This window comes from Pseudonocardia sp. ICBG1293, assembly GCF_020131355.1.
Taxonomy (GTDB): domain Bacteria; phylum Actinomycetota; class Actinomycetes; order Mycobacteriales; family Pseudonocardiaceae; genus Pseudonocardia.
This window is the reverse complement of record NZ_JAHLEL010000060.1, coordinates 87,325-112,844: the sequence shown is the minus strand read 5'-3', so window position 1 is coordinate 112,844 and position 25,520 is coordinate 87,325. Positions and strand designations below refer to the sequence as shown.

Here is a 25,520-nt window from a genome sequence, read left to right as displayed (position 1 = left end):
GGGCGGGGGTCCGGCGGGATGGGCACTGTGAGTGATGACATCGGACCGTGTGAGTCCAGGTGAGTACGAGTCCGGGCCGGGGCGTGAGCTGACGGCCGAACAGGCCGCTGCGGCAGCGATGGTGACCGACGCGCGCGCCCGGGGGTTGGCGTTGACCGGCCCGGACGGGCTGTTGAAGCTGTTCACCAAGAACGTGCTGGAAGCAGCGTTGAACGAGGAGATTGAGGTGTTCTCAGTAGCGCGGTGATCATGTTGTGCGGTCGTGTTCGATGTGGAGTAGCACGAGCGCGGCGGCGGTGATAGCGCCGATCCGCCAGGGACACAGCGTGATCCGCCGTAGCGCTGCGAAGGTGGTTTTGAGCAGGGCGTTTCCTCGTGCAGGTAGCGGTAGGCGGTTGCGGTGCTGATCGTGTTGTCGGCCGCCAGGCGCGCCACACGGCTCGCATCGAGGAACCACCGCAGGACCAGGACCGCCTGGGCGACGGGGGCCAGAGCACGGCGACCGGTTCGGGTGCCACAGCGGGCACGTTCACCGGCCAGAAGCCGAGCCAGGGAGCCCACGGTGGGCTCCCTGAGGTTCCCCCGCTTTGCCGGAGTGTCTGAACACTGGTTCGATCTTGAGGGCCAGGAAGGAAGGCACTGGTGCCCGCACCGAAAAAGTACCCCGATGAGCTGCGCGAACGAGCGGTTCGGCTGTATCGGGAGTCCGACCCTCGCCCGACGTTCCGGGGGCTCGCCGAGCAGCTCGGGGTGCATCACGAGGCCCTGCGCAACTGGGTCCGTCAGGCCGAGGCAGACACCGGCGAGCGCCATGATCGGCCGTCGACCGACATGCTCGCCGAGAACCGCCGGCTCGCGCGGGAGAACGCTGAGCTGCGGCGGGTCAACGAGGTCCTGCGCGCGGCGAGCGCCTATTTCGCCAGCGAGATCGGCCCGACCCGGAGGAAATCATGAGCTTCGTCGATGCCCATGATTTCCCCGCCGGTCTCGTACTACGGGTCCTGAACATCGCGGCCCCGACCTACTACGACTGGCGCGCCCGCCGCGCGAACCCCTCTCAGCGGCAGCTCGACGACGCCGTCCTGCTTGAGCAGATCGTGAAGATCCGCTCGGTGAGCGAGTTCGCCACCACCTACGGATCCCCGCGGGTGTGGCTGGAGCTGCGCCGCCAGGGCGTGCACGTCGGGCGCAAGCGCGTCGCTCGGATCATGCGCGAGCACGGCCTTCAGGGCGCGCACCTGCGTCGCGGCTGGAAGGGCGGCTCGACCCGGCAGAATCCGGCCCACCGCCCGGCGCCGGACCTGCTCGAACGCGACTTCACCGCGACCGCGCCCAACCGGGTGTGGGTGGCGGACCTGACTCGCATCGTCACCGGTGAGGGCGTGTTGTGGCTGGCCTCGGTGCGGGACGCGTTCTCCAACCGGGTCGTCGGCTGGGCCACCGACCCGCGAGCCACGACGGTGCTGGTGCTGACCGCGCTCAACCACGCGCTGCGCTCCCGGAGCCTGCGTCCCGGTCAGTTGATCTTTCACAGCGACAAGGGGGCCCAATACACGGCACTGCGATTCACTCAGCGCCTGGTCGACGCGGGTGTCGCCCCGTCGACAGGGTCCACAGGGGACAGCTATGACAACGCCCTCGCCGAGAACCTGTGGTCCACGCTCAAGATCGAGCTGCTCTACTGGCCCGGGACGGGCTTCGCGACCCGCTGCGAGGCCGAGCATGCGCTGATCCGCTACCTCGACGGCTGGTACAACCCGCGCCGGATCCAGGCCCGCCTCGGAGGGCTCTCACCCGACGAGTACGAAGACGACTATCGTCGCGCCCAGCGCGACGCCGACAGGTAACCCGCACTCCGGCAAACCGGGGGAAGCTCACCCTGATCGGGAGCACACCGGTGAGCTTGGCCCCTGGTACCGGACACCTGTCCTGAGGCGGACGCCGTCCGCCGGGAAGGATGTCGTTCGTGCCCGCTCCTCACCCGCCGGAGTTCCGGCAACGCGCTATCGACCTGGCCCGTTCGAAGGTCAAGCCGATCTCGGAAATCGCCAAGGACCTGTCGTTGTCGGAGTCGTGTCTGCGGAACTGGGTCTCCCAGGCCGACGCAGACGACGGTGACCCGCGCTCCACACGTCTGTCGAGCGCGGAGAAAAGTGAGATCGTCGAACTCCGAAAGAAGGCCCGCCGGATCGAGATCGAGAACGAGATCCTCAAGCGTGCTGCCGCGTACTTCGCCCGGGAGAACATCCTCCCAAAGTAGTTTTCCCGCTGGTCCGTGAACTCGCCGACGATGGATTCGACGTCGCGGTGACCTGCCGGGTCCTTGGCGTCCGCCGCCAGGGCTACTACGAATGGCACTCCGGGGCGACATCGCTACGGACGCAGGAGAACGAACTGCTCCTCAAACACATCGAGAAAATCCACGCAGAGTCCCGGGGCACCTACGGATGGCCACGTGTGCACGCCGAGCTCACCCTCGGACTCGGTATCACGGTGAACCACAAACGCGTCGCTCGGCTGATGCGCCAGGCCGGGATCCAGGGCCTCTACCGGCGACGCAACCACGGCTGCACCGTCCGGGACCAGCACGCCGACCCCTACACCGACCTGGTCGACCGCGACTTCACCGTCGACGGACCGGATGAGATCTGGTGCACCGACATCACCGAACACCCCACCCGAGAAGGGAAAGTCTACTGCGCGGCAGTCATCGATGTATTCTCCCGGAAAGCAGTCGGATGGTCCATCGCCGACAACATGCGCACCGAACTCGTCATCGACGCCCTCGGCATGGCCATACTCCGCCGACGCCCGCAATACCACGCCACGATCCTACATTCCAACCACGGCACCCAATTCACATCATGGGCATTCGGTCGACGTCTGGTCGCCGCTGGAATCGTCCCATCGATGGGCTCGATCGGAGATTGCTACGATAACTCTCTGGTCGAATCATTCTGGGGTACCATGCAACTCGAACTGCTCGATTCCAGAACCTGGAAAACCCGCGCAGAGCTTGCCACCGCCATCTTCGAATGGATAGAATGCTGGTACAATCCGTTACGGCGCCATTCCAGTATTGGGATGCTCTCCCCGAACGACTTCGAAGCAGCCCACACCCCGCCCAACCACACCCACTGACCCCACACCGTCGGGGTCCGGACTACGGGGCCAAGCTCAAGAGTCCATGCAAGCCACGACTGCGAGCTTCTTCTCCGGGACAGCCCAGTCGTTGGGTGCCGCCGCAGCCGGTGTGTTACCAGGGCCAGAAGATTCGACCGTGACAAGCATCCATACCCTGCCCGCCGAGGGCGATCACGAACAACACGATGACAATCGGCCTCGCTCTGGTATCGACCGTGTCGACTGGGCTGCCTATCTGATGCTAACGGGGGTTCCGAGGAGAACAGATGACAATCAGGTCATCTGCTGTCGGCAGGCAGGTGATGAATTCATGCCGCACGAGTCCGAGGGTCGGCCCAGGTCAGAACCTTCCCGTGTGGCCGCCGACCCGCAACGTTCGGTACGGACTCGGCCGCGATGGCGGGGCCGTCGAGACAGCCGAGGTCGTAATAGCCGTCCCCGGCGCCGCGGGGTCCGGCTGCGGTGGCGCTGGTCCAGTGAGTTCAGTCAGCATCCTGGAGGGTGAGATCGTGAACGACAGGGCGGGCAGGGCATCCGCGCCGGGGTCGTGACACCGTGACCGTCGTGGCCCGCGGCCACAGAACACCACCACCAGCGCCACCAGTAGCAGTGGTGGCGTGCTGGTCGGGGTCCGGGCTGCCGACGATGGTGTGCACACCCGCCGCGGTCGGCCGTAGGTGATAACGGCCGTCGTCATCGGTATCGCGACGCGCCACACACCGGCCCTGATCATCAAGCAAGGTCACCACCGCCGGCACCCCCAATCCGTCCGGCCCCACCACCCGACCGCACACCGCCGACCCCACCGCAGCCGCCGGCACTGGCGCACCGCCGTGGCCGGCATCGGCGGGTGATCCATGCTCGGATCCGCGTTCGATGTTCTCCGCGAGCCGGGTCAGATCCCGGAACTGGGGACCCCCAGCAAGTAGCCCACCGTGATTGACCCGAACAACCCGAGCCATCAACCCCACCGCGACCGCCACCAGTACCACCGGCAGAACGTAAGCCGCACCAGGCACCAGCCGCTGCACCACAGCAGCCCCACCGGCCGCACACACGAACGCCGCGATCCGCAACACCGAATTACTGTCCCAACTGGGCCTGTGCAGCTCGACCATAGCCGATACCAAATTCGTCACCGTACCGGTCAGAAAATTTGTCGGTGTCCCCGCTGGGCCCACATACCTGAGCCCGGCAGCTTGAATTCCCATCGCCGCCGCACCACCGGTCACCAACACCACCGCCCGCACCGTATTGTATTCCGGACTCACGAAACCGTAAAATCCGATACCGACCGTCACCAACACCACCAGCTCGACAACCAGAACGGTGGCGACCGCAGTCCGCCACGGCAACCGATGCATCACCAGACCAGCAACGATCGTGCCCACCATCAACCCGACGACATACCCAGCGACCGCGCACAACGCCTCAACAGACGACAACCAACGCCCGAGCCCGAGCCCGAGCCCGAGCACAGCCAGATTCCCCGTCATCGTACTGGCGAAAACCTCATTGAACACGAAAAACGTCACCGCATCCAACGCACCCGCAGCACCTGCCAACACCACCGTCACCGCACCCAACAACCGCGGAACAACCTCCGGATGATCAAAACCAGTCACATCCGACAACTGTGGCGCATACCACCGCTATCTCGGAACACGCGCCTATAAATTTCTCGTGAATACGAGCCCAAGATACAGAGTGTCACCGATCTACTGACACTCGTGAACGCCAGACGAGCACCATTCACTCGACCGGGGACTGTCTGAATAACGGTGGGTGGGGTCCGGCCTGATCCGGAAGGAGACGGCCGTGGCTGACACGACCGAGTTGTTGGACGACGCGATGATCGATCCCGTGACGGGAGAGATCATTGATCAGAAGGACCTCGCCGAGCGCCTGCTGACGCAGGCGAAGAAGCAGGGCGTGAGCCTCGTCGGCCCGGGTGGGCTGCTGAACCAGCTCACGAAGAACGTCCTGGAGACGGCGCTGAGCGCCGAGCTGACCGAGCACCTCGGTCACGAGCATGGTGAGACCCCGCTGGGGGCGAACATGCGTAACGGCAGCCGGACGAAGACGGTGCTCACCGAGATCGGCCCCGTGCAGATCGAGGTCCCCCGGGACCGGGACGGGTCGTTCGAGCCGGTGATCGTCCCCAAGCGCAAGCGCCGCCTGGACGGCATCGACCAGATCGTGCTGTCGCTGACCGCGCGTGGACTGACGACCGGGGAGATCGTCGCGCACTTCGACGAGGTCTACGGGGCGAAGGTCTCCAGGGACACGGTCAGCCGAATCACCGAGAAGGTCACCAGCGAGCTCGCCGAATGGGCGAGCAGGCCGCTGGATGTGCTCTACCCGGTGATCTTCGTCGACGCGATCGTGGTGAAAGTCCGGGACGGGCAGGTCCGCAACACCCCGTTCTACGTCGTCATGGGCGTCACGACGAACGGAGAACGCGACATCCTCGGCATCTGGGCCGGCGACGGCCAGGAAGGCGCGAGGTTCTGGCTGCAAGTGTTCACCGAGCTGAAGAACCGCGGCGGCGAGGACGTGCTCATCGCCGTCTGTGACGGCCTCAAGGGTCTCCCGGAGGCGATCAACACCACCTGGGAGCAGACAGTCGTGCAGCAGTGCATCGTCCATCTGATCCGCAACAGCTTCCGTTACGCCGGACGGCAGCACCGCGACGCGCTCGTCCGTTCGCTCAAGCCCGTCTACTCGGCCCCGTCCGAGCAGGCGGCGAAGGACCGGTTCGAAGAGTTCGCCGCCGAGTGGGGACAGCGGTATCCGGCGATCGTCCAGCTCTGGCGCAGCTCCTGGGCGGAGTTCGTGCCGTTCCTGGAGTACGACGTCGAGATCCGGCGAGTGATCTGCACGACCAACGCGATCGAGTCCATCAACGCGAGGTATCGCAGAGCCGTTCGAGCGCGTGGACACTCGAGCGCGTGGACACTTCCCCAACGAGGCCGCGGCGCTGAAGTGCCTCTACCTCGTGACCCGCTCGCTTGACCCCACCGGCGGAGGCCGGGCACGCTGGATGATGAGGTGGAAGCCCGCGCTGAACGCGTTCGCGATCACCTTCGCCGCACGATTCGAGAGAACCACTCACTGAAGAGCGTCCGGCAGTAGAGGTGGCCGTGTGTCGGTGTTGGTAGAGACACGGACCTGCAAGTGATCATGGGATTGCTGATGTCCTGATGGTCGCCTGGAGGGTCCGTGCCTCTATTGCCAGAATCGCTGATCGACCCCCTCTGGGTCGAGTTCGCTGCCCTGATCGAGGCAGAGCGGCGCCCGGAGTTCGACCCGGCCCATCCGTGGGGCTGTCACCGTCGCCGGATCTCTGATCGGGTCGTGTTCGACCACGTCGTTGCCGCTCTGGTGCACGGTAGTGGCTACGAACGCATCGCCACGCCGGGTTGCTCGGACCGCACCATCCGCCGCCGTCTCGATGACTGGGCCACCGCGGGAGTCAGCGAGGAACTGCTCCGCACCGCGCTGGCCGGTTACGACCAGATACTCGGCCTGGATCTTGACGATCTGGCGGTCGACGGATCGATCACCAAGGCACCAGGCGGAGGCGAGGTGGCCGGCCGCAGCCCTGTCGGCCGCGGCAAGCAGGGCACGAAACGGTCCGTGGCCTGCGATGACCAGGGCATCCCGCTGCACCTGGTCGCGGCGCGAGCCAACGACCATGACTCGCCCCTGCTGGAACCGACCTTGACCGGCATCGTGACGATGATCGGCCCGCTGCCCCGCCACCGCGACGCCCACGGTGGTGATCTGTTCCCGACCGTGCACCTGGACCGCGGCTATGACTCCGGCAAGACCCGTACTCTGCTGCACACCCTGGGCTTCACCGGCGAGATCGCGACCACGGGGGTCCCGGCTCCGATCCAGGCAGGACGACGGTGGCCCATCGAGCGCACGCACTCCTGGATGAACGGCTACGGCAAGCTGCGCCGGTTCACCGATCGCCGGAAGATCATCGTCGAGTTCTACCTCGACCTCGCCGCCGCGCTCACCGTGATCCGCCGGCTGATCAACCGTGCCCGCAGCCGCTACCGCTGGACAACCCGACCCACGACCCGTCGACTCCGATAACCATCAATCGCCGGACGCTCTAAGAGGTCGTTTCAGAACGACTTGTCGAGTTTCCATTGACCCCTCGACGACAGATCAAACGGCAGGTCAGATAGCCGCTTGTCGTCTACAACAGACACGTCGACCTCGTTCTGAAATGACCTCTAAGAGGTCGTTTCAGAAGTCGGCGTGTCGGTCCTGTGTGGATCGGCGCTGGTAGCTGATCATGTCCGGTCGTGGCGCGGCGATCTTGTGTCGAGCGATTGGTGAGCGACGAGCTGTGGGCGCTGGTGGAGCCGCTGCTGCCCAAGCCGCGCAAGCACAAGCGGGGACGGACAGGCCGTCCGCGGGTGCCGGATCGGGCCGCTCTGGCCGGGATCGTGTTCGTGCTCAAGACCGGGATCAGCTGGAACGCGCTGCCCGCCGAGCTCGGCTGTGGGTCCGGAGTGACCTGCTGGCGGCGGCTACGGCAGTGGCAGCAGGCCGGGGTCTGGGCCCAGCTGCACCGGGTGATGCTCGACCGCCTCGCCCAGCAGGGCCTGCTGGACTGGTCGCGGGCGGCGGTGGACAGCGTGAGCGTGCGGGCCAAGCGCCGCGGCGAGGCCACCGGGCCCTCGCCGACCGATCGCGGGAAGGCGGGCAGCAAGTACCACGTGCTCTGCGACCGAGGCGGGCTCCCGCTGCATGCGCTGGTCACCGGGGCGAACACCCACGACAGTCGGATGCTCGCCCCGCTGCTGGACACCAACCCCGGCGTCCGCGAACGGGCGGGACAGCCGGGGCGTCCGCGACGTCGGCCGGACAAGGTGCACGCCGACAAGGGCTACGACTATCCCCGCTGCCGCCGCTACCTGAGTGGGCGTGGGATCGGGGTGCGGATCGCCCGGCGCGGGATCGAGGACTCCACCCGGCTCGGGCGGGTCCGCTGGGTCGTCGAGCGCACCATGTCCTGGCTGCTGGACTTCCGCCGCCTCGCGCTGCGCTACGACCGCGCCGAATCCACGATCACCGCGCTGTTATCGCTGGCCTGCGCCCTGATCTGCCACCGCCGCCTCACCAAGCCGAAGCCGAAGTGATGGTCGACCCAGCCCTCGCTGAGGCACTCGCCTACGAGGTCGGGGCCAGCGGCCGCCAGGCCAGCCACTCCAAGGCCCGGTCGGCCTCGTCAGGGTCGAAGCGGTGCGGGTCGAACGGCCCGCCCGCCCACTCCAGGCGCTCGGCGCGGTCGGGATGGTCAGGGTCGGCGAGCACGGCCTGGAAGTCCTCATACCCCCGATCCCGCCGACGTCCTCGGGCGGGCACGCCCCCTGCCCGGCGACGCATCGCGGATAGCACACTCCCGGCTCGACGGCCGCGACCGCCTCGACGGTGATCTCGTGGGCCCAGTTGTCACCGAAGTCGTAGACGTAACCGAACCGGTCACCAGCCTTGACCAGCCGAAACAGCTTCTCTTTCGTCTCGTCGGCGACATCCTGTCCGGGCCAGTCCGGGTCTGGGATCCCGTAGCGGCGCCCGACGATCTCGAACTCGTGCAGATGAGAGTTCGTCCAGCCCATCACTGACTGCACCACCTCGTGCAACACCGCCAAGTCGACCTCGCCCGGCACCTGCACCCGACGCCGGACCGCCGGCACCACCTCGGTCAGGACGATCTCCAACTCGAAAATCTTCGTCTTCTCAGACACACGAGGCGCGACCATCAGCCGATGCTGCCAGCCCCGCCGTCACCGGCAGAACCGGGCCCACCACTTCTGAAACGACGTCTAAGCGACCCGCGATCGAGGCCGGGGACCAGCCGATCTTCAACAACCCGGTCACCACCGCCTGTAATCGCGGTGACCGGTCCACCGCGAACCTCTTCGGTCGGGCCCGCGCTGCGCGCGCGGCTTCCTCGGCCGGACCTGCCCGGTAGTCCTCCCGACCGCCGTGGCGGGCGACCTCACGAGAGATCACCGACCGATCCCGACCCAGCACCTCAGCGATATCACACAACCGCCAGCCTGCGGCCAACCCCCGCGAGATCTTCTCCCGATCAGTCAAAGTGAGCACTTCCCGCACGTCATGATCCTGTTCTCCACCGAACAACAAGATCAAGTGCTACGACCGCCTGAGCGCGCCACTATCAGAGTCGGATGCAAATACCCAGCGCCATCACTCCGAATCGCCTCGCCGCACCGCTCCTGGTCACAGCGCCCCACCAACGGGCCTGTGCAGTGAACAAGCACTCCGAGCCGGCGGGGGAACCTCACCAGCGTTCGGCCAACGACACGACATTGTCCGGAACCCAAAGCCCCGGACAACAAAGCAGCGGGTCGCCCGACCAGCAGCACCGGCCAGCAGATCGCCCTGCCGCTCGGGGTTCACAGAACGGCCTCCACGATGGAGTACGGGGTCGAGGTCCCGACGACGCGCTCGACGGTAAACCCGGCCCCGTCGAGCAAGTCCCGATAGTGCTGTTCCGTGCGTTCCTGACCAGGAAGAAGCCCGAGCATGGTCAGGTCAAAGATGCCGGCCAACCCAGAGTCGGTGGCATCAGAGGGCAGCAGAGCCTCGATGACCAGCAGCCGGGCACCCGACCGGGCAGCGCGCGCGATCGTGGTCAGGATGCGATGACTCTCTTCATCACTCCAGTCATGAAGCACATGAGCCAACACATAGACATCCGCAGCAGGGACAGCAACGAAGAAATCCCCGCCGACAACCTCGACACGATCAACCAGGCCGGCCGCGGTCAACACCGGAGTGGCGGCAGGAGTTGTGGTCGGGAGATCGAACAGGATCCCCCGCCGAGAACGATCGCCCCGGTCACGGGTGAGCAGCTCGACCAACAGGCTGCCATCAGCACCACCGAGATCAGCAACCACACGCCCGGGCGGGAGCCGATACCCCTCGAACATGCCCGCCCGCAGACCTCGGGTGATATCAGCCATGGCCTGGCTGAACAGCTGCGCCCGGTCAGGATCCCGGTGAAGCCACTCCCAAAACGGCGCACCGAGATACCGCTCCCCACCAGGGGTATCGGTCCGCACGCTGTGACCGAGCTCGGAGAACGGCAGATAATTGATCTGCATCCACATCCGCACCAGCCGGGCCTGCGAAGCCGGATGAGTCTCCGACAACAACGCCCCCGCCTCGGTAACCCCGAACCGACCGGCCTCATCGAGAGTGAGCACCCCCACCGGAACCAACGCCCGCAACAGACGAGCCAACCGATCCGGCCGAGTACCCGTCCGCTCCGCAAGATCACCCACCGTGGTGGGGCCTTCCTGCTCCAAGCAGGTGGCAACCCCGGTATCGACGACCACGAACAGCGCCTGAGAGATCTGGAACCCCGTCGACAACTGCACGATCAGCATGCCCGGCGACACCATCGACATATCACAGCGTGACGACATACCCCGCCACTGTCCTCACCCCAGCGCAACATCACCAGCCGACATTCGAAGGACACCCCGCCGCCGAATGCTCCAGTGAAGCTGCACCCGGTTGGCCCACGAGCACCTACCAGGCAGACCAACCGCTACAGGCTGTCGACGGCACGGTGAACTGACCCCTCGCCACCCCGCCCGCCGTCAGCGACCCCGAGCCAGCCGACCGTCGCCCTCGGCACGCTATGGGCTGCAGACCCAACGGCCTGGACCCATCCCAACAAGTCAGAGACACCCCCTGGTCAGGTTCGGCGTAGCATGCCGGGGGTGTCCGATAGGTCTGATCCGATGGGCCCCGATGACATCCTGGTCATCGCCGCCCAGGAGTTCACCCTCCGCGGCAAGGACCTCTACCAGGCCTCGTATGCGTTGATGAGCTACTTCTCCGGCCACTGCCGCCGCGGAACGATCGCCGACGGCTACGCCGGACCCGCACAGCTCCCACCCGCCGATGCTCCCTACGACCCCGGCGACACCGGCGGCAACATCCTCGCGGTGCGGGTCGAGGTCATCGCCGACACCCTCGACCGCGGCACCACCACCGCGATCGAGGTCATGCACCGCGGCTTCGACACCCTCGGACGGGCGCTGCCCGACCAGTACACCGCCGATGAGATTCAACTGTTGACGATCGCCATCGGCGGTGACGCACTCACCGTGTCCCACCTGGACCGCGATACCGCCTACCGCCGCGCGGGCAGCACCGAGCCGTGAACCCCCATCGACGGGCGTAGTCGTTTCGTGGCTGCCGGACGGCTGTTCGGTGCCGGTCTCATGAACACCCCGATTGTCACCCGTTCGGGTAGTAGCGTGCGGTGTGTCCGAAAGATTTCGCACGTGAAGGAGAGACGCTCGTGGTGAAAAAGACCGGACTCCTCACCGCCACCACTCTGGCTGGGCTGTTGCTGGCCGCCCCGGCCGCGTTCGCCGACACCGATGATCACCGCGGCAAGCCCGGCGGGGGCTCTGGTGGTTCTGGTGGGTCGGGGGATGTGGTGCAGGTCAACGAGATCGACCAGAACCGGGAATCGGCGCAGTCCGGGCTGGTCAACGTCGGCGACGTCAACGCCCTCAACAACGCCAATGTGCTGTCGTGCAGCCTCAACAACGCTGATATCGCCGCCGGGGTCCTCGGCGCCGCGAGCAACGGGACTGACGCACCCAGCAGCTCCGAGTGCTCACCCGGATCGATCGCCCAGAACAACACCAACAACTGACTCTCGACGCCCCTGCAGGGGCGCGCACCGCACCAGGCCGGCGCAGCGATCACGGTGACGACGGTGGCGGCCTGACCAGGCCCGGTGTCGCTTTCCCATAGCAGCCGGCACACGCCGCCCGCAGGGCGGCGGGACACTTCCGGCGAGGGCCGGGGACGACCCGCTCCAAGAGTGAGCCTTTGCCAACCTGGTCAGGTGTTGGCGATCATGAGGGTCTGAACTGCGGGCCCGGTTCGAGCTCAGCAACTCCCCGACCACCGCGTCCACCGCCTCCCGGATCTCCGCCGGCGGGGCGAGTCGATCGAGAACCATCCTGATCCGCCGCGCCAAGGTCGTCCGATCGGCTGGATGGATGAGCGCTGTCGGTGTCGGTTGCAGCTGTGGGTCCACCCGGTACCACGCCCACGGCCCCGCGTACGTCTGACCGCCGGGATTCTTTTTCTTCTTCTCGTAGCCCAGCGTAGAACGTGCACGGTCCAGATCTGCTTCATCGGTCTGCCGCTCTCGTGCTGGTCGGCTCGGTCGGCGTGTGCTGATGGGGAGTTCGGAGAGGGGGGTGCCGAGCGCGACGGCGTAGGGGCGTTCCTCGATTCACCGATCCGGCCTCCGCCGCCCAGCCGGGCTGGCCCGCCCCACGGGACGGCCGGGGCAACCACGGCACGGAACCCGGCTCCATCGGTGGTCTGGCCGATGACGCCGAGCGCGGCGTTCACGCGAGCGGTCTGCGCGCTCCGGGTGTCCGCGGTGAGCAGCGCTGACAGCGCTCACGCCCTGGCCGGGCCCAGCCTCGCCACACCCGATGTCGTTCCAGGAACGACGCGATACTGCGCCCTGACGTGAGTTGGTGGCACGGACACGAATAGATCGTGAACTGCGCCGCACCCTCACTACGCCATCATCAATTTAGCGTAAATATCGCTCGGGGCAGTATTTTTGATGTTGCTCTACTGCTCTACTCATTGAGCGAGATCGGGCTCTTTAATTCCGCCCAGACATCGAGTTGACCGGAGTGAAAGTCGAGTGACGAGCGCAGTAAACGACGTCGCCAGTTTTTATGATCGTTGGACTGATTTCATCACTGCAGCATGCGGTGACAACATTCATCTCGGCTACTGGGGCGCCTCGGGTGCCACGCTGCCGGCCGCGACAGCAGCTATGACGGATCTCGTGATCGATGCGCTCAGAGTGACGCCTGGTGATCATGTGTTAGATGCGGGCTGCGGGACGGGGCGCGCCGCGCTGGATCTTGCCAGGAGCGCCGACGTGACCATCGATGGAGTATCTACTAGTTTTCGTCATCTCAGCACGGCGAATACTCTAGCGGAAGATGCTGGGGTAGCGGATCGAGTACGTTTCTGTTACGCGGACGCCCTCGACCTTCCGTATTCTGATTGCTCTTTCGATGCGGCATGGGCGCTGGAATCCATGTCTCACGTCGGCAATAAATCTGCTTTTGTGCGTGACGTTGTGCGCGTCTTGCGACCGGGCGGGCGTTTCGTGATTGCAGACATAGCACTGAATTCTTCTCCGCAAAATTCAGCCCAAAGACAGTCCATCGCTAACTTTCAGGCCGCATTTCGGATCCCTTCTCTCGAACTCGTGGACTACTACTATGCGATCCCGCACTCCGCAGGACTTCAGATACGCAGCGTTGTGGACATAGGAGATCAGGTGCGGCCGAGCTATTCAGCGATCGCTGCAGCACTGAAGGCTGCACATCACCGATTTTCCGATATCGTGGGGGTTCGCGAGTTATATAACCATCTGCAGTCGATCACGGCCTTCGCACCACTTTCAGCGTATGTGCTGGCAGTGGCTGAGCGGCCGCACCGGTAACGGTGCATGGGTGATTATCACACCCTTCTGGGCATCTTTATTTTGGGGGAATACCTCATGTGTTCGCATTCTACTTTTTCAACTCCGAGGTTCCTCGATACCCAACCATACGGAGGGGGCAGTCGATGGCGGTGGACGACGACATGACGTGTATCCAGCCCGAAGCATTCCCAGTCACATCTGAGCATACCCACTCGCCGGCGGCGATAACTGAAATAGCTAAGCGCTGGACATTCGACGCGGCGCATCATCTACCTGACCATCAGGGAAAATGTCGTCGGCTGCACGGTCACACCTACAGTGTGGAAGTGACGGTACAGGGGGCGGTGCAGCCGATTCGGCACCGGTCGGATGACGGGATGGTCATCGATTTCGGTGAACTGTCCACGATATGGAAGACCGAGGTCGAGCCTCTTCTTGACCACCAGGATCTGAACGACACCGTAGGCAGCCGGGGTTGCTGGCCGACCACGGCGGAGAATCTCGCTCACTGGATCGGTGAAACCTTCACGACACATGGTGTGGCCGTCGCGGCCGTCTCGGTATGGGAAACTCCGACATCACGTGCTACAGCACACTGGAACCCACTGTGACCTCCGACGTGACCTCCGCTGTAGCACCTGTGGTCCAGCGGCGATATCCGGTGGTCGAATTATTCGGGCCGACGATTCAAGGGGAAGGTCCTGAAGTCGGTCGACCCTGCCTGTTCGTCCGTTTCGGCGGATGTGATTACCGATGCACATGGTGTGACTCCCTGCACGCCGTCGATCCTGCCATCGTTCATCGCGAGGCACGCCGTTTAAGTGACGACGATATCGTCTCCGAACTGCTGGAGAGAGCTCCCGCCGCGACCGGGCAGTTGGTCATACTTTCCGGCGGAAACCCGGCCATGCACACTCTGGACACCTTGGTGCAACGGCTGCATGACATCGACATGCAGGTCAGCATCGAAACGCAAGGATCGCTCTGGAAGCCCTGGCTCGGCGCCGTCGACAACTTGATTGTCAGCCCCAAACCGCCGTCGAGTGGGATGGACACGGACAAGAACCGGGAGCGGACGGCTCACTTCATGTCTGCGGTCGTGACACTCGCACGGCCTCCACGCACGACACTCAAAGTCGTGTGTTTCGACGAGGAGGACGTCGAGTTCGCTTTCAGTTTTCGTGACAGACATCGAACTGGGCACGGAGCTCCGTACCCCCTCTATTTGTCATCGGGAACGGATGCTGATCCGTCCGTCTCTATCGAGACCATCACTCAGCAGTTTCGGTGGCTCTGCGAGCATGTCGCAGACGATCCGCGCGCTCAAGACTGCACGATTCTACCGCAGTTACACGTCATCGCATGGGGCCAGGAAAAAGGACGCTGAGAAAGATACTGGAAAAGGGGCTCTAAATCAGTGATGCCAGAAGCTGGATCATCAAACCGGCTCAGAACCCGAGGAATCAGCGAAGAGACACCGCCTCCGCGTGAATCGTGTTTCCGGTGGGTTCTCGCCGGGATTCCCGGTGAGGACTACCAGCGCGAAGGGCTGGTTGCTACACCTCGGCGCGCCGCCGAAGCACTCGCCGAGTTCACGACCGGCTATGCCGCAGATATCGATGCCCTGTTCACCACATTCGATTCCGACGGCTACGACGGAATCGTGACCGTCCGTGACATACCGGTGTATTCGCTGTGCGAGCACCACCTCTTGCCGTTCGTCGGTCGTGCACACATCGCCTACATCCCGGACAAACGCATCATCGGACTGTCGAAGATAGCCCGGATCGTCAACGTGTTCGCGCGACGCCTGCAAGTCCAGGAACGCCTCACGGGCGAGATAGCTGACGCCATCGAAAAATATCTGGCTCCGGCTGGACTGTCGGTCGCAGTAGAAGCGGAACATCTATGCATGACTGTGCGAGGAGTCCACGCCCAGGGAACGATGACCAGAACCCACGTTAGCCGAGGGTCGATCCGTGACTACCACGTGGAACTCTGCGGTCCGGCACAGGGTGGTCCCGCACGGGGAGCCGAGCACATCCGATGACACGGTCAGCGATGGTGTCCCTGTCCGGCGGGCAGGATTCCGGGACGTGCCTGTTCTGGGCACAGTCGCAATACGAGCATGTCGAAGCGGTATCACTCGACTACGGCCAACGCCACCGGATCGAACTGGACTGCGCTACCCGATTAGCTGATATCGCAGGAGTCACACATACCGTGCTCCAGCTCGGCTCCGCATTCCGCCAGATCGGCAGCTCGTCCTTGACTGACGAATCGATTGAGCTTGGCCCCGTAGTCCGGACACCGACGGTGTGGGGTCAGTGGGTGTGGTTGGGCGGGGTGTGGGCTGCTTCGAAGTCGTTCGGGGAGAGCATCCCAATACTGGAATGGCGCCGTAACGGATTGTACCAGCATTCTATCCATTCGAAGATGGCGGTGGCAAGCTCTGCGCGGGTTTTCCAGGTTCTGGAATCGAGCAGTTCGAGTTGCATGGTACCCCAGAATGATTCGACCAGAGAGTTATCGTAGCAATCTCCGATCGAGCCCATCGATGGGACGATTCCAGCGGCGACCAGACGTCGACCGAATGCCCATGATGTGAATTGGGTGCCGTGGTCGGAATGTAGGATCGTGGCGTGGTATTGCGGGCGTCGGCGGAGTATGGCCATGCCGAGGGCGTCGATGACGAGTTCGGTGCGCATGTTGTCGGCGATGGACCATCCGACTGCTTTCCGGGAGAATACATCGATGACTGCCGCGCAGTAGACTTTCCCTTCTCGGGTGGGGTGTTCGGTGATGTCGGTGCACCAGATCTCATCCGGTCCGTCGACGGTGAAGTCGCGGTCGACCAGGTCGGTGTAGGGGTCGGCGTGCTGGTCCCGGACGGTGCAGCCGTGGTTGCGTCGCCGGTAGAGGCCCTGGATCCCGGCCTGGCGCATCAGCCGAGCGACGCGTTTGTGGTTCACCGTGATACCGAGTCCGAGGGTGAGCTCGGCGTGCACACGTGGCCATCCGTAGGTGCCCCGGGACTCTGCGTGGATTTTCTCGATGTGTTTGAGGAGCAGTTCGTTCTCCTGCGTCCGTAGCGATGTCGCCCCGGAGTGCCATTCGTAGTAGCCCTGGCGGCGGACGCCAAGGACCCGGCAGGTCACCGCGACGTCGAATCCATCGTCGGCGAGTTCACGGACCAGCGGGAAAACTACTTTGGGAGGATGTTCTCCCGGGCGAAGTACGCGGCAGCACGCTTGAGGATCTCGTTCTCGATCTCGATCCGGCGGGCCTTCTTTCGGAGTTCGACGATCTCACTTTTCTCCGCGCTCGACAGACGTGTGGAGCGCGGGTCACCGTCGTCTGCGTCGGCCTGGGAGACCCAGTTCCGCAGACACGACTCCGACAACGACAGGTCCTTGGCGATTTCCGAGATCGGCTTGACCTTCGAACGGGCCAGGTCGATAGCGCGTTGCCGGAACTCCGGCGGGTGAGGAGCGGGCACGAACGACATCCTTCCCGGCGGACGGCGTCCGCCTCAGGACAGGTGTCCGGTACCAGGGGCCAAGCTCAGATCGGGCCCGGCGGACGCTGCGCGGGATCGACGAGCAGATCGGCAAGGCTGAACGCGCGGTCGCGGGGCAGGTCCCGGTCAAACGCAACCGGTTTGTCTCGCTCTCGGGCGGGGACAAGGCCGTGAACCGCACCCTGGAGGCCAAAGCGCGCACGCTGGCGGGGTGGAAGGGCTACAGCACCAACCTCACCACCGTCGGCCCGGACTTCGTGATCAGCGCTTATCACCGGCTGCTGGAGATCGAGCGCTCGTTCCGCATGTCCAAGCACGACCTGGCCGCCCGCCCGATCTTCCATCGCACCCGGGCTTCCATCGAGGCGCACCTGACCATCGTGTTCGCCGCGCTCGCCGTCTCCCGGCTCATTGAGGCCCGGACCGGCTGGTCGATCCGGCGGGTCGTGCAGACCGCGCGCCGCTACCGCACCGTCCACATCCACGCCGGCGGGCGCCTGCTCACCGCAGCAGATCCTGTCCCGGACGAGCTCGCCGCCACGCTGGCGCGCGTCGGCTCGCCCGGAACTGCGCACTAAGAGGTCATTTCAGAACGAGGTCGACGTGTCTGTTGTAGACGACAAGCGGCTATCTGACCTGCCGTTTGATCTGTCGTCGAGGGGTCAATGGAAACTCGACAAGTCGTTCTGAAACGACCTCTTAGAGGTCGCGCGGATTGGTTGGTGATCATGGACGTCGTGCAGGTCGGGCGTTCCAGCGGTGTGTGGTCCAGGCCTGCCGAATCAAGCTACGGAGTGTGACGATCGTGTCGGCGAGGTCGAAGAACGCGTCGACGACGATTTCTCGTCGTTCGTAGCAGCGCTGCAGCCGGTTGAAGCTGTTGTGCCAAGCGTTGGTCCGCTCGACGTGCCAGCGGCGGGTGGCCTGGATCGGCGCTTTCTCACCCTTGTGCGCGATCTCGCCGTGCAGGCCTCGTTCGGCCAGCGTGTCGCGGGTCTTGCCGGAGTCATAGCCGGCGTCGAGGTGCACGGTGATGTCGTCGGGCAGCGGGCCGAGAGCATCGAGGCGGTCGAGGGTGGGGCCCAGTAGCGGGGAGTCGTGCCGGTTGGCTCCGGCCAGGACTCGGCCCAGCGGGATGCCGTATCCCTCGACGAGCACCGAACGTTTCATACCCTGTTTGCGCCGGTCCACCGGCGACGGACCGGCGACCTCGCCGCCGCCGGGGGCCTTGGTGATGGCGCCATCGACGGCGATGTCGTGCAGCAGCAGACCGACGATGCGGTCGTAGGCGTCCAGGACGATCCGACGCAGCTGGGCGAAGACCCCGAGCCTGATCCACTCGTCACGACGATCGCGGATGGTGGTCGCCGAGCAGGTGCTGTCAGCGATGCCCTCATACGAGCAGCCGAACCGCAGTACCTGCAGGAGCTTGTCGAACACGATCCGATCCGCGATCCGGCGGCGATGGCAGCCCAGCGGATGGGTGGGATCGAACTCGTCTCGATGAGGCAGCAGCGCGGTGAACTGGTCCCACAACGGCTCGGTCAGCCATGATGGCAGGGTGGGCACGCGGCCTCCAGACGATCACGAAGCGTAGATAACTTCATGATCGGCAGGCCCGTACCCGCCCTCGCCCCCAGACACTCGACCGCGGCCAAGCTGTGACCAATCCGCGCGACCTCTTAGAGGTCATTTCAGAACGAGGTCGACGTGTCTGTTGTAGACGACAAGCGGCTATCTGACCTGCCGTTTGATCTGTCGTCGAGGGGTCAATGGAAACTCGACAAGTCGTTCTGAAACGACCTCTTAGTGGCCAGCTCGGTGTCGAGAGCGCGGACCCGGCGAGCCAGGCGGATCGCCTCGCCGCGACAGACCGTCCGAGCTGTCACGCCGCCAGCGGCGCTGGTGCGCCAGCCCGTGATCGTGGCGATCATCGCCGCGGACGGTGCTCGGCGTGCGTCGACTCCGAGGTCGACGGTGCGCAGCAGCGCGTTGATCGTGCGGGTGCGCTCACCGGTCATCTGGCCCCGGGCGGCAGAGAGCACCCGCAGGATCGTGCGGTCCCCACCCTGGCGGGGACGGCGGAGCTGGCTGGTCTGCAGGCCGCGGGCAGCACGGGCGAGCTCGGCGGCGTCGATGAGGTCGCTCTTGCCGCTGACGTGGCGGACCTGCCTGATGATGTCGGGGGCCTCGGCCAGATCGAGGCCAGCGGCGAGCAGCTGCTCAGTGAGGACCGCGCCGTAGGAACTGGCGCCGTCGACGAGCACCAGGACCGTGCCCGATTCGGTGCGCCGATTGATCCAGTCCTGGGCGCGTCGCAGCCAGGCGGGACTGGTCGGGAACTCGCGGTGCTCGACCAGCGCACCGGTGTCTGCGTCGACGATGGCGTAGGTGTGGCTCGCGGCGTGGGTGTCGACGCCGACGAGCAGGTCGTAGCTCTCGGCGACGAGAGCAGCGGCGGTGGAGGGTGCGACGACGGGCATGCGGGGGTTCGTCCTGTTCCGGGGAGAGCGTCCGTGACGGGCGCCGGCCCGAGATGTGAGGTGCTCTCGCGGCAGTACTGTGACGACCTGATGCGCAGTAGCGGTGGTGGCGCTGGGAGTGGGGGGCGGCACGATGTCTGACGATGATCATTGATCGTGTCATCTTGTCTGATCCTGCCCTGACCGGTGTGACTCGTCAGCACCTGGGGGATCTGGTGGTCGAGCTGTTCGAGTCCTGGGCCGCTCAACGCGAAGGCCGGTTACACGACCGCCGGGGCGGTGGACGGCGGCGGGTGTCCGGGGCCGGGCGCAAGTCCGGGATCGGGTTCTGTGATCGGCTGCTGGTCAGCCTGATCTCCCTGCGCATGGACCTTCCCCAAGCGGTGCTCGAGGTGTTGTTCGGGGTGGATCAGGCCACGATCTGTCGTGTGGTCGGCGAGGTCCGGCCGCTGCTGGCCGCCCGCGGGTACGCCGTGTCCGACCGGCCCGGGGTGCGGCTACAGACGCTGGCTGATGCGCTGGCCTACGCCCAACACGAAGGTGCCGTCCTGCGGCTGGACGCGCACCGCCCCTGCTGGCGTGCGTTCGGATCGGGAAAGAAGAACCTGCACACGATCAAGACCACGATCGTCAGTGACGGAGCGGGACGAACACTGTGGATCGGAGTGTTCCGGCCGGGCCGTCAGCATGATCAGACCGCGATCCGCCGCGAGGGCATTGACGCGCTCCTCGACGAATTTTCCCGGGTCAGAGCACTGGCCGATGCCGGTTACCGGGGCCTGCGTCGTGATCATCCCGGCCAGGTCATCGTCCCACCACTCGAGGCCCGCAAGAACGTCGCAGTCCCGACAGTGACTGCTGCGATCCGGGCCCGAGCACGGACCCGGCAGTCCGCACAGCGGATCACGGTCGAGCACGCCATCGCCGCACACAAGCAGTGGCGCGGTCTGCGCCGCTGGACCCACCGACGTGAGGACCTGCCCGCCACCTATCACGCGGTCGCCGGTCTGGTCTCCGATCGCGACGTTATGCGGTAGTCCCTCCCCCGCCCCTTCCTGGGACAGGCACGTCCCGACCCCAATAGCGCATGAACTCGACAGACCGACTCCAGCGGATACCGGGTATACGTCTGAGCGCCCTGATGGCGGCGCGCCTGACAGGGCGTCAGGCACCGGCCGCGGCGCTCATCGAGGTGGGTCTGGACCAGCCCCGCGGTCTGGCTGCGCAGGGCCGAGACCGGCGGCCGTATACCCGGTATACGCGTGGAGCTGTGATCCTCCGGGCGATGTAGCGCCTGCGCGTTTACGAGTTCATGCGCAGTAGCGGCGACAGTGCGGTGACTGCGCTGGAGTGGGTGGCGGCACGATGTCTGATGATGATCACGAATCGTGCCGCCTTGTCTGATTCTGCCCTGACTGGTGTGTCCCGGCGGCATCTGGGAGAACTGGTGACCGAGCTTGCCGAGCCGTGGTCGGCCCAGCGTGAGGGTCGGCTGCATGATCGCCGTGGCAGGGGCCGGGCGCCGCCACGACCTGGTGTTCTGTGACCGGCTGCTGGTCACCCTGATCTCCCTGCGCCTGGATGTGCCGCAGACGGTGCTTGGGGTGTTGTTCGGGGTGGATCAGGCCACGATCTCGCGTGTGGTCAGCGAGGTCCGGCCACTCCTGGCCGCACGCGGGTATGCCGTGCCCGACCGGCCCGGGGTCCGGCTACGCACTCTGGCTGATGTGCTGGCCTACGCCGCCGCTGAGAACGTTGTCCTGCGGTTGGATGCGACCGAAACCCGGGTCAACCGGCCCGCAGCCCGTCGTCCGGGCCGTCGTGGGTTCATCTCGGGGAAGAAGAACCTGAACACGATCAAGACCTCGATCATCAGCGACGGGCTGGGGCCAACACTGTGGGCGGGCGCGTTCGGTCCGGGACGTCAGCACGATCAGACCGCGGTCTGTACCGAGGGCATCGATGATCTCCTCGACCACGTCGACCAGGCCAGAGTGTTGGTCGACGCCGGTTATCGAGGACTCCGGTAACAGCACCGAGGCCAGGTCATCACCCCGCCCCCCAACACCTGCCGAGCCAACACTGTCTCTGCAGCGACCGCGACCATTCGAGCCCGTGCTCGGCAACGACACTCCTCACAGCGAATCGCGGTCGAACACGCCATCGCCGGACACAAACAGTGGCGCGGTCTGCGCCGCTGGACTCACCACCGTGAACACCTACCCGACACCTACCGCGCGGTCGCCGGGCTGGTCTCCGACCGCGACGCTATGCGGTAACCCGCGGACCGACCGACCCCAGGGCCAGCACGTCCCGATCCCAATAGCGCATGAACTCGTTAGTCTCAATCCCGTCACTCCCATCCGACGTGCCGTCGCAGGACGAGCACGCGCACTCGGTACAGTTCCGAGGTCCGACCCAACTAGCTGATCGTGGGAGAACATGCGGGAGAGCTCCATGGTCGCCCGACCTAACGAGGACGGTGAGCAGGTGCTGCTCGCCTACAGGCCCGTTCAGTTCACCCTCAACCAGACGGCGCGAGCGATGAACGCGGTCATCGACCCGCATCTTCGGAAGCTCAACGCTCGTTCACGAGTAGGACGCAGCAGAGTGCGTGAGGTTCCCCGCCTCATCGTCACCGACGGCTGGCCACCTGGTTTCAGCGCCGACCCCGACCGGGTCGCCTACTGGCGCGCCTGGCTCCTCAGTGACCGTATCGTCACCGACGACTCGCAGTGAGATCGAATCCTGGCGTGCCCCCCAAGACTGCCCCGGCCCATGCAGCACTGACCTTCCCCCGCATTACCGCCGTCCTCAATCAGAAGGGCGGTGTCGGGAAGACCGGTCTCACCGCCGGCACCGGCGGTGCCCTGTGCGAACGGGGACGCCGGACTCTTCTCGTCGACCTCGACCCACAGGGCCACCTCACAACTGAGGCGCTCGGGCTGGATGAGGCAGACCCCAATAAGCCGAACTTGGCCGCCGCGCTGGCGGGAGAGTTCCCTGGTCCCACCAGTGAGCTCATTGTGAGGCACTCACAGTCTGAATCTGGCGGCTGTCTCGATGTCCTCCCGCACTGTGTGTCGATGTTCCTGGTGGTGCGCAAACTGCACGCGGCCCGCTCACCCGAACACCGGCTGACCCGCGCCCTTCAGCAACTCGAGGGCATGTACGACCACGTGCTGATCGACTGCCCCCCGTCGCTCGACGTCCTAACCGACACTGCGCTCGTCGCAGCTGACGGGATGCTGATTCCGGTCCAGCCGAGCAACACCTCGCTCCGAGCTCTTCGGCTACTGATCGAGCAGGTCGCGGTCATCGAAGATGAACTGGAGCTTCCTCGAAGGGAGCTCCACGGGATGGTTCCCGGGGTGTATCGACGTCCGCTGTCCGGGATCGCGCGTTACAAGATGGCGGAGCTCGAGGAGTACGGGGTCGGAGACGGTGACGTGCCGCCTTTGCCGATCCTGGCGCATCTGCCCTTGGCCGCGGCGGTCGAGGAAGCATGGCTCAGCGGGCAGACGCTAACCGACTATCAGCCCAGCGCGCCGATCGCCGACGCATACCGGCGCATCGCGCTGCATTTGGATCTCGCTGCCGGCCTAGCACGGAGTGACGAGCTCGCAGCGTTGCCGCCGTTGGAGACGGTTACCCCGGAGACGGTCACCGTGGGTGCGGGGGAGAGGTAGGCGTGGCGAAAAAGAAGGACTTCGGCGAGATGGAGCGCGGCCGAGCGGCCGGTCCCGGAGCTGCGATGGCACGCGATGCGATGCGAACCCGCCTCGCCACGCCGCCGAGCAAGCTAGCGCTTGACCAGCTCCAGGTGAACCCGTTGAATCCACGCGACCACAGTCGCGACGAGGGCATCGAAGAGCTGGCAGAGACGATGCGCAGACATGGCCAGCTGCAGCAAGCTCAGGTCATCGCTCGCGAGGACTTCCTGCGAGCTTTCCCGGACACAGCCGAACATCTGACCCCAGCGCCGTGGGTGGTCTTCATCGGGAACCGACGACTGTTAGCTGCCGGGCTAGCTGGCCTCGCCACCCTCGATGTTCGAGCTCCCGAGGGGATCGGGACGCCGGAGGAGATCGAGAGCCGGGTACTGATCGAGAACCTGCAGCGCTCCGATTTGCCGCTGCTCAAGGAGGCTGAGTTCCTCCAAAGACAGGTGAACCGTGGACAGAGCTTGCGCAAGGTAGCAGCCGAGATCGGGAAGTCGCTTGGCTACGTCCAGCAGCGTGTAGGGTTGCTCCAGCTGATTCCTGAGCTGCAAGACCTGCTTCAGCAGGGGGAGCTGAGCTTCAAGATCGCCAGAAGCCTGTACCCACTCGGTGCCGAGGAACAGGCTGTCGTATATCGGAGTGGCCCACCGTGGTCGATAGCCTCGGCCAAACGACGGAGTAACGGTGCCTCCGCACAGAACAGCGGGTCTGGCGATGCGGCGGACACGTCTACGGGCGCGGCCGACTCGGACCAGCCGAGGGGCGGCGTAGACCCCACCGCCGTCCCGCCGAGCTCCAAGGTGACGGCAGCTTCTCCTGGCGCAACAACGACGAGTCCCCGTGGCGGCGAACAGCCCGCTCAAAACGGAACGGTGGGGAAGCAGGACGTCACGCCTGACGCAACAAAGATCGTGCGTGTCGCTGAGCTGGCGAAGAATGTGAGCATCGTGCTCGCAGAGATCCAGCAAGCGAGATCGTCGGCGGGAGACGAGATAGTCCTACACGCATTGAGGGAGGCAGAACAGCACGTCGAGTCCGCTTTAGCGGGGCTGCGCGAGCTGTAGTCGCGATCGGCCTCAAACTCTGCGCGAATGGACGAGGCCAGTAGCCGGGCTTGTATACCCGGTATACGCAGTCCTCTAAAGAGCGGTCCGTCGTGGCAACTGCAGCCTCGCGGCACCGACCAATGCGGCACGGTCGGCGCGGCTTACGAGTTCATGCGCTATTGGGATCGGGACGTGCTGGCCCTGGGGTCGGTCGGTCCGCGGGTTACCGCATAGCGTCGCGGTCGGAGACCAGCCCGGCGACCGCGCGGTAGGTGTCGGGTAGGTGTTCACGGTGGTGAGTCCAGCGGCGCAGACCGCGCCACTGTTTGTGTCCGGCGATGGCGTGTTCGACCGCGATTCGCTGTGAGGAGTGTCGTTGCCGAGCACGGGCTCGAATGGTCGCGGTCGCTGCAGAGACAGTGTTGGCTCGGCAGGTGTTGGGGGGCGGGGTGATGACCTGGCCTCGGTGCTGTTACCGGAGTCCTCGATAACCGGCGTCGACCAACACTCTGGCCTGGTCGACGTGGTCGAGGAGATCATCGATGCCCTCGGTACAGACCGCGGTCTGATCGTGCTGACGTCCCGGACCGAACGCGCCCGCCCACAGTGTTGGCCCCAGCCCGTCGCTGATGATCGAGGTCTTGATCGTGTTCAGGTTCTTCTTCCCCGAGATGAACCCACGACGGCCCGGACGACGGGCTGCGGGCCGGTTGACCCGGGTTTCGGTCGCATCCAACCGCAGGACAACGTTCTCAGCGGCGGCGTAGGCCAGCACATCAGCCAGAGTGCGTAGCCGGACCCCGGGCCGGTCGGGCACGGCATACCCGCGTGCGGCCAGGAGTGGCCGGACCTCGCTGACCACACGCGAGATCGTGGCCTGATCCACCCCGAACAACACCCCAAGCACCGTCTGCGGCACATCCAGGCGCAGGGAGATCAGGGTGACCAGCCTCGCGAAGCTGCCGAGCCCCTTCGGGTTCGGGATCACGACACAAGCAGCGCCACGCCGGACACCAGCGAAGATCAACAACCAGCACAACCGCAAAACCTATACAT

Annotated in this window: 25 protein-coding genes and 6 pseudogenes; 21 read left to right on the top strand and 10 right to left on the bottom strand. The window is 65.1% G+C overall.

The window, feature by feature from the left end; genetic code table 11:
• Positions 1–34: 34 nt before the first annotated feature.
• A pseudogene (locus tag KPF47_RS34800) lies at positions 35–223 on the top strand (IS256 family transposase); the annotation flags it as partial.
• Between the two features lie 24 nt (positions 224–247).
• Here the strand turns inward: KPF47_RS34800 and KPF47_RS34795 are convergent.
• Positions 248–376 (bottom strand): annotated as a pseudogene (locus KPF47_RS34795) (IS5/IS1182 family transposase); the annotation flags it as partial.
• A gap of 266 nt (positions 377–642) precedes the next feature.
• Between KPF47_RS34795 and KPF47_RS34785 the strand changes: the two are divergent.
• The 4 genes from KPF47_RS34785 (at position 643) to KPF47_RS34770 (ending at position 3,141) form a co-directional block, all read left to right on the top strand.
• Positions 643–954, top strand: coding sequence for a transposase (locus KPF47_RS34785; protein ID WP_224388530.1), 312 nt, complete (start codon positions 643–645; stop codon positions 952–954).
• On the top strand, positions 951–1,847 hold the full coding sequence (locus KPF47_RS34780; RefSeq protein ID WP_224388528.1) for an IS3 family transposase: 897 nt from the start codon (positions 951–953) through the stop codon (positions 1,845–1,847). Before KPF47_RS34785 ends, KPF47_RS34780 begins: the two co-directional genes overlap by 4 nt.
• A 119-nt stretch (positions 1,848–1,966) precedes the next feature.
• A complete protein-coding gene (locus tag KPF47_RS34775; RefSeq protein WP_224388526.1) occupies positions 1,967–2,260 on the top strand; it encodes a transposase in 294 nt (97 codons plus the stop codon).
• 47 nt (positions 2,261–2,307) lie between these two features.
• Positions 2,308–3,141: an IS3 family transposase gene (locus KPF47_RS34770; protein WP_308015423.1), complete on the top strand. Its 834-nt coding sequence runs from the start codon at positions 2,308–2,310 to the stop codon at positions 3,139–3,141.
• Positions 3,142–3,626: 485 nt separating this feature from the next.
• Here the strand turns inward: KPF47_RS34770 and KPF47_RS34765 are convergent, their stop codons facing one another.
• A complete protein-coding gene (locus KPF47_RS34765; protein ID WP_224392774.1) occupies positions 3,627–4,721 on the bottom strand; it encodes a DUF1275 family protein in 1,095 nt (364 codons plus the stop codon).
• A 274-nt stretch (positions 4,722–4,995) separates the two neighbouring features.
• Between KPF47_RS34765 and KPF47_RS34760 the strand changes: the two are divergent.
• From KPF47_RS34760 to KPF47_RS34750, 3 genes and pseudogenes are all read left to right on the top strand, one after another.
• A pseudogene (locus KPF47_RS34760) lies at positions 4,996–6,262 on the top strand (IS256 family transposase).
• A 104-nt stretch (positions 6,263–6,366) separates the two neighbouring features.
• Positions 6,367–7,251 carry an IS5 family transposase gene (locus tag KPF47_RS34755; protein WP_224388607.1) on the top strand — a complete coding sequence of 295 codons (885 nt, stop codon included), beginning with the start codon at positions 6,367–6,369 and terminating at the stop codon, positions 7,249–7,251.
• 215 nt (positions 7,252–7,466) lie between these two features.
• On the top strand, positions 7,467–8,306 hold the full coding sequence (locus KPF47_RS34750) for an IS5 family transposase (RefSeq protein ID WP_224386569.1): 840 nt from the start codon (positions 7,467–7,469) through the stop codon (positions 8,304–8,306).
• A 31-nt stretch (positions 8,307–8,337) separates the two neighbouring features.
• Here KPF47_RS34750 and KPF47_RS34745 read toward each other — a convergent pair.
• From KPF47_RS34745 to KPF47_RS34735, 3 genes and pseudogenes are all read right to left on the bottom strand, one after another.
• Positions 8,338–8,930, bottom strand: a pseudogene (locus KPF47_RS34745) (plasmid pRiA4b ORF-3 family protein).
• A complete protein-coding gene (locus KPF47_RS34740; protein ID WP_224388609.1) occupies positions 8,908–9,324 on the bottom strand; it encodes a helix-turn-helix domain-containing protein in 417 nt (138 codons plus the stop codon). Before KPF47_RS34740 ends, KPF47_RS34745 begins: the two are co-directional and overlap by 23 nt.
• A 266-nt stretch (positions 9,325–9,590) precedes the next feature.
• Positions 9,591–10,586 (bottom strand): acetylserotonin O-methyltransferase, encoded by a 996-nt coding sequence (locus KPF47_RS34735; protein ID WP_224388612.1) that lies wholly within the window; start codon positions 10,584–10,586, stop codon positions 9,591–9,593.
• Positions 10,587–10,946: 360 nt separating this feature from the next.
• Between KPF47_RS34735 and KPF47_RS34730 the strand changes: the two genes are divergently transcribed.
• From KPF47_RS34730 to KPF47_RS41230, 7 genes and pseudogenes are all read left to right on the top strand, one after another.
• The gene (locus tag KPF47_RS34730) at positions 10,947–11,372 is read left to right on the top strand and encodes a hypothetical protein (protein ID WP_224388614.1); all 426 of its coding nucleotides are present in this window, start codon (positions 10,947–10,949) and stop codon (positions 11,370–11,372) included.
• Between the two features lie 143 nt (positions 11,373–11,515).
• The gene (locus KPF47_RS34725) at positions 11,516–11,875 is read left to right on the top strand and encodes a hypothetical protein (RefSeq protein WP_224388616.1); all 360 of its coding nucleotides are present in this window, start codon (positions 11,516–11,518) and stop codon (positions 11,873–11,875) included.
• Positions 11,876–12,895: 1,020 nt separating this feature from the next.
• Positions 12,896–13,711, top strand: a complete 816-nt coding sequence (locus tag KPF47_RS34720) for a cyclopropane-fatty-acyl-phospholipid synthase family protein (RefSeq protein WP_224388618.1) — start codon at positions 12,896–12,898, stop codon at positions 13,709–13,711.
• Between the two features lie 125 nt (positions 13,712–13,836).
• Positions 13,837–14,304 (top strand): 6-carboxytetrahydropterin synthase QueD, encoded by a 468-nt coding sequence (gene queD, locus KPF47_RS34715; protein ID WP_224392822.1) that lies wholly within the window; start codon positions 13,837–13,839, stop codon positions 14,302–14,304.
• Positions 14,301–15,080 (top strand): 7-carboxy-7-deazaguanine synthase QueE, encoded by a 780-nt coding sequence (gene queE, locus KPF47_RS34710; protein ID WP_224392821.1) that lies wholly within the window; start codon positions 14,301–14,303, stop codon positions 15,078–15,080. Before queD ends, queE begins: the two co-directional genes overlap by 4 nt.
• 33 nt (positions 15,081–15,113) lie before the next feature.
• Positions 15,114–15,743 (top strand): GTP cyclohydrolase I FolE, encoded by a 630-nt coding sequence (gene folE / locus KPF47_RS34705; protein WP_224392820.1) that lies wholly within the window; start codon positions 15,114–15,116, stop codon positions 15,741–15,743.
• A pseudogene (locus KPF47_RS41230) lies at positions 15,740–15,976 on the top strand (7-cyano-7-deazaguanine synthase); the annotation flags it as partial. The gene folE and the pseudogene KPF47_RS41230, both read left to right, overlap by 4 nt.
• A 41-nt stretch (positions 15,977–16,017) precedes the next feature.
• Here KPF47_RS41230 and KPF47_RS34695 read toward each other — a convergent pair.
• Together KPF47_RS34695 and KPF47_RS34690 are read right to left on the bottom strand one after the other, a co-directional pair.
• On the bottom strand, positions 16,018–16,851 hold the full coding sequence (locus KPF47_RS34695) for an IS3 family transposase (RefSeq protein WP_308015570.1): 834 nt from the start codon (positions 16,849–16,851) through the stop codon (positions 16,018–16,020).
• A 47-nt stretch (positions 16,852–16,898) separates the two neighbouring features.
• A complete protein-coding gene (locus KPF47_RS34690) occupies positions 16,899–17,192 on the bottom strand; it encodes a transposase (protein WP_224388526.1) in 294 nt (97 codons plus the stop codon).
• 2 nt (positions 17,193–17,194) lie between these two features.
• Here KPF47_RS34690 and KPF47_RS34685 point away from each other — a divergent pair.
• Positions 17,195–17,791, top strand: a pseudogene (locus KPF47_RS34685) (IS1634 family transposase); the annotation flags it as partial.
• Between the two features lie 148 nt (positions 17,792–17,939).
• Here the strand turns inward: KPF47_RS34685 and KPF47_RS34680 are convergent.
• Both KPF47_RS34680 and KPF47_RS34675 read right to left on the bottom strand, forming a co-directional pair.
• Positions 17,940–18,782 (bottom strand): IS5 family transposase, encoded by an 843-nt coding sequence (locus KPF47_RS34680; protein WP_224386276.1) that lies wholly within the window; start codon positions 18,780–18,782, stop codon positions 17,940–17,942.
• Positions 18,783–18,982: 200 nt separating this feature from the next.
• On the bottom strand, positions 18,983–19,696 hold the full coding sequence (locus KPF47_RS34675; RefSeq protein WP_224392819.1) for a transposase: 714 nt from the start codon (positions 19,694–19,696) through the stop codon (positions 18,983–18,985).
• Between the two features lie 164 nt (positions 19,697–19,860).
• Between KPF47_RS34675 and KPF47_RS34670 the strand changes: the two genes are divergently transcribed.
• From KPF47_RS34670 to KPF47_RS34650, 5 genes are all read left to right on the top strand, one after another.
• Positions 19,861–20,733 (top strand): transposase, encoded by an 873-nt coding sequence (locus tag KPF47_RS34670; RefSeq protein WP_224392818.1) that lies wholly within the window; start codon positions 19,861–19,863, stop codon positions 20,731–20,733.
• Positions 20,734–21,192: 459 nt separating this feature from the next.
• Positions 21,193–21,726, top strand: coding sequence for a transposase (locus KPF47_RS34665; protein WP_224392817.1), 534 nt, complete (start codon positions 21,193–21,195; stop codon positions 21,724–21,726).
• A 460-nt stretch (positions 21,727–22,186) separates the two neighbouring features.
• Positions 22,187–22,435, top strand: a complete 249-nt coding sequence (locus KPF47_RS34660; protein WP_224392816.1) for a hypothetical protein — start codon at positions 22,187–22,189, stop codon at positions 22,433–22,435.
• A 14-nt stretch (positions 22,436–22,449) separates the two neighbouring features.
• Complete coding sequence (locus KPF47_RS34655; protein WP_224392815.1) at positions 22,450–23,385, top strand: ParA family protein; 936 nt, start codon at positions 22,450–22,452, stop codon at positions 23,383–23,385.
• A gap of 2 nt (positions 23,386–23,387) precedes the next feature.
• Entirely contained in the window at positions 23,388–24,482 is a 1,095-nt protein-coding gene (locus KPF47_RS34650; protein WP_224392814.1) for a ParB/RepB/Spo0J family partition protein, read from the top strand.
• A 454-nt stretch (positions 24,483–24,936) separates the two neighbouring features.
• Here the strand turns inward: KPF47_RS34650 and KPF47_RS34645 are convergent, their stop codons facing one another.
• Positions 24,937–25,452 (bottom strand): transposase, encoded by a 516-nt coding sequence (locus tag KPF47_RS34645; protein ID WP_224392813.1) that lies wholly within the window; start codon positions 25,450–25,452, stop codon positions 24,937–24,939.
• Positions 25,453–25,520: the final 68 nt, after the last annotated feature.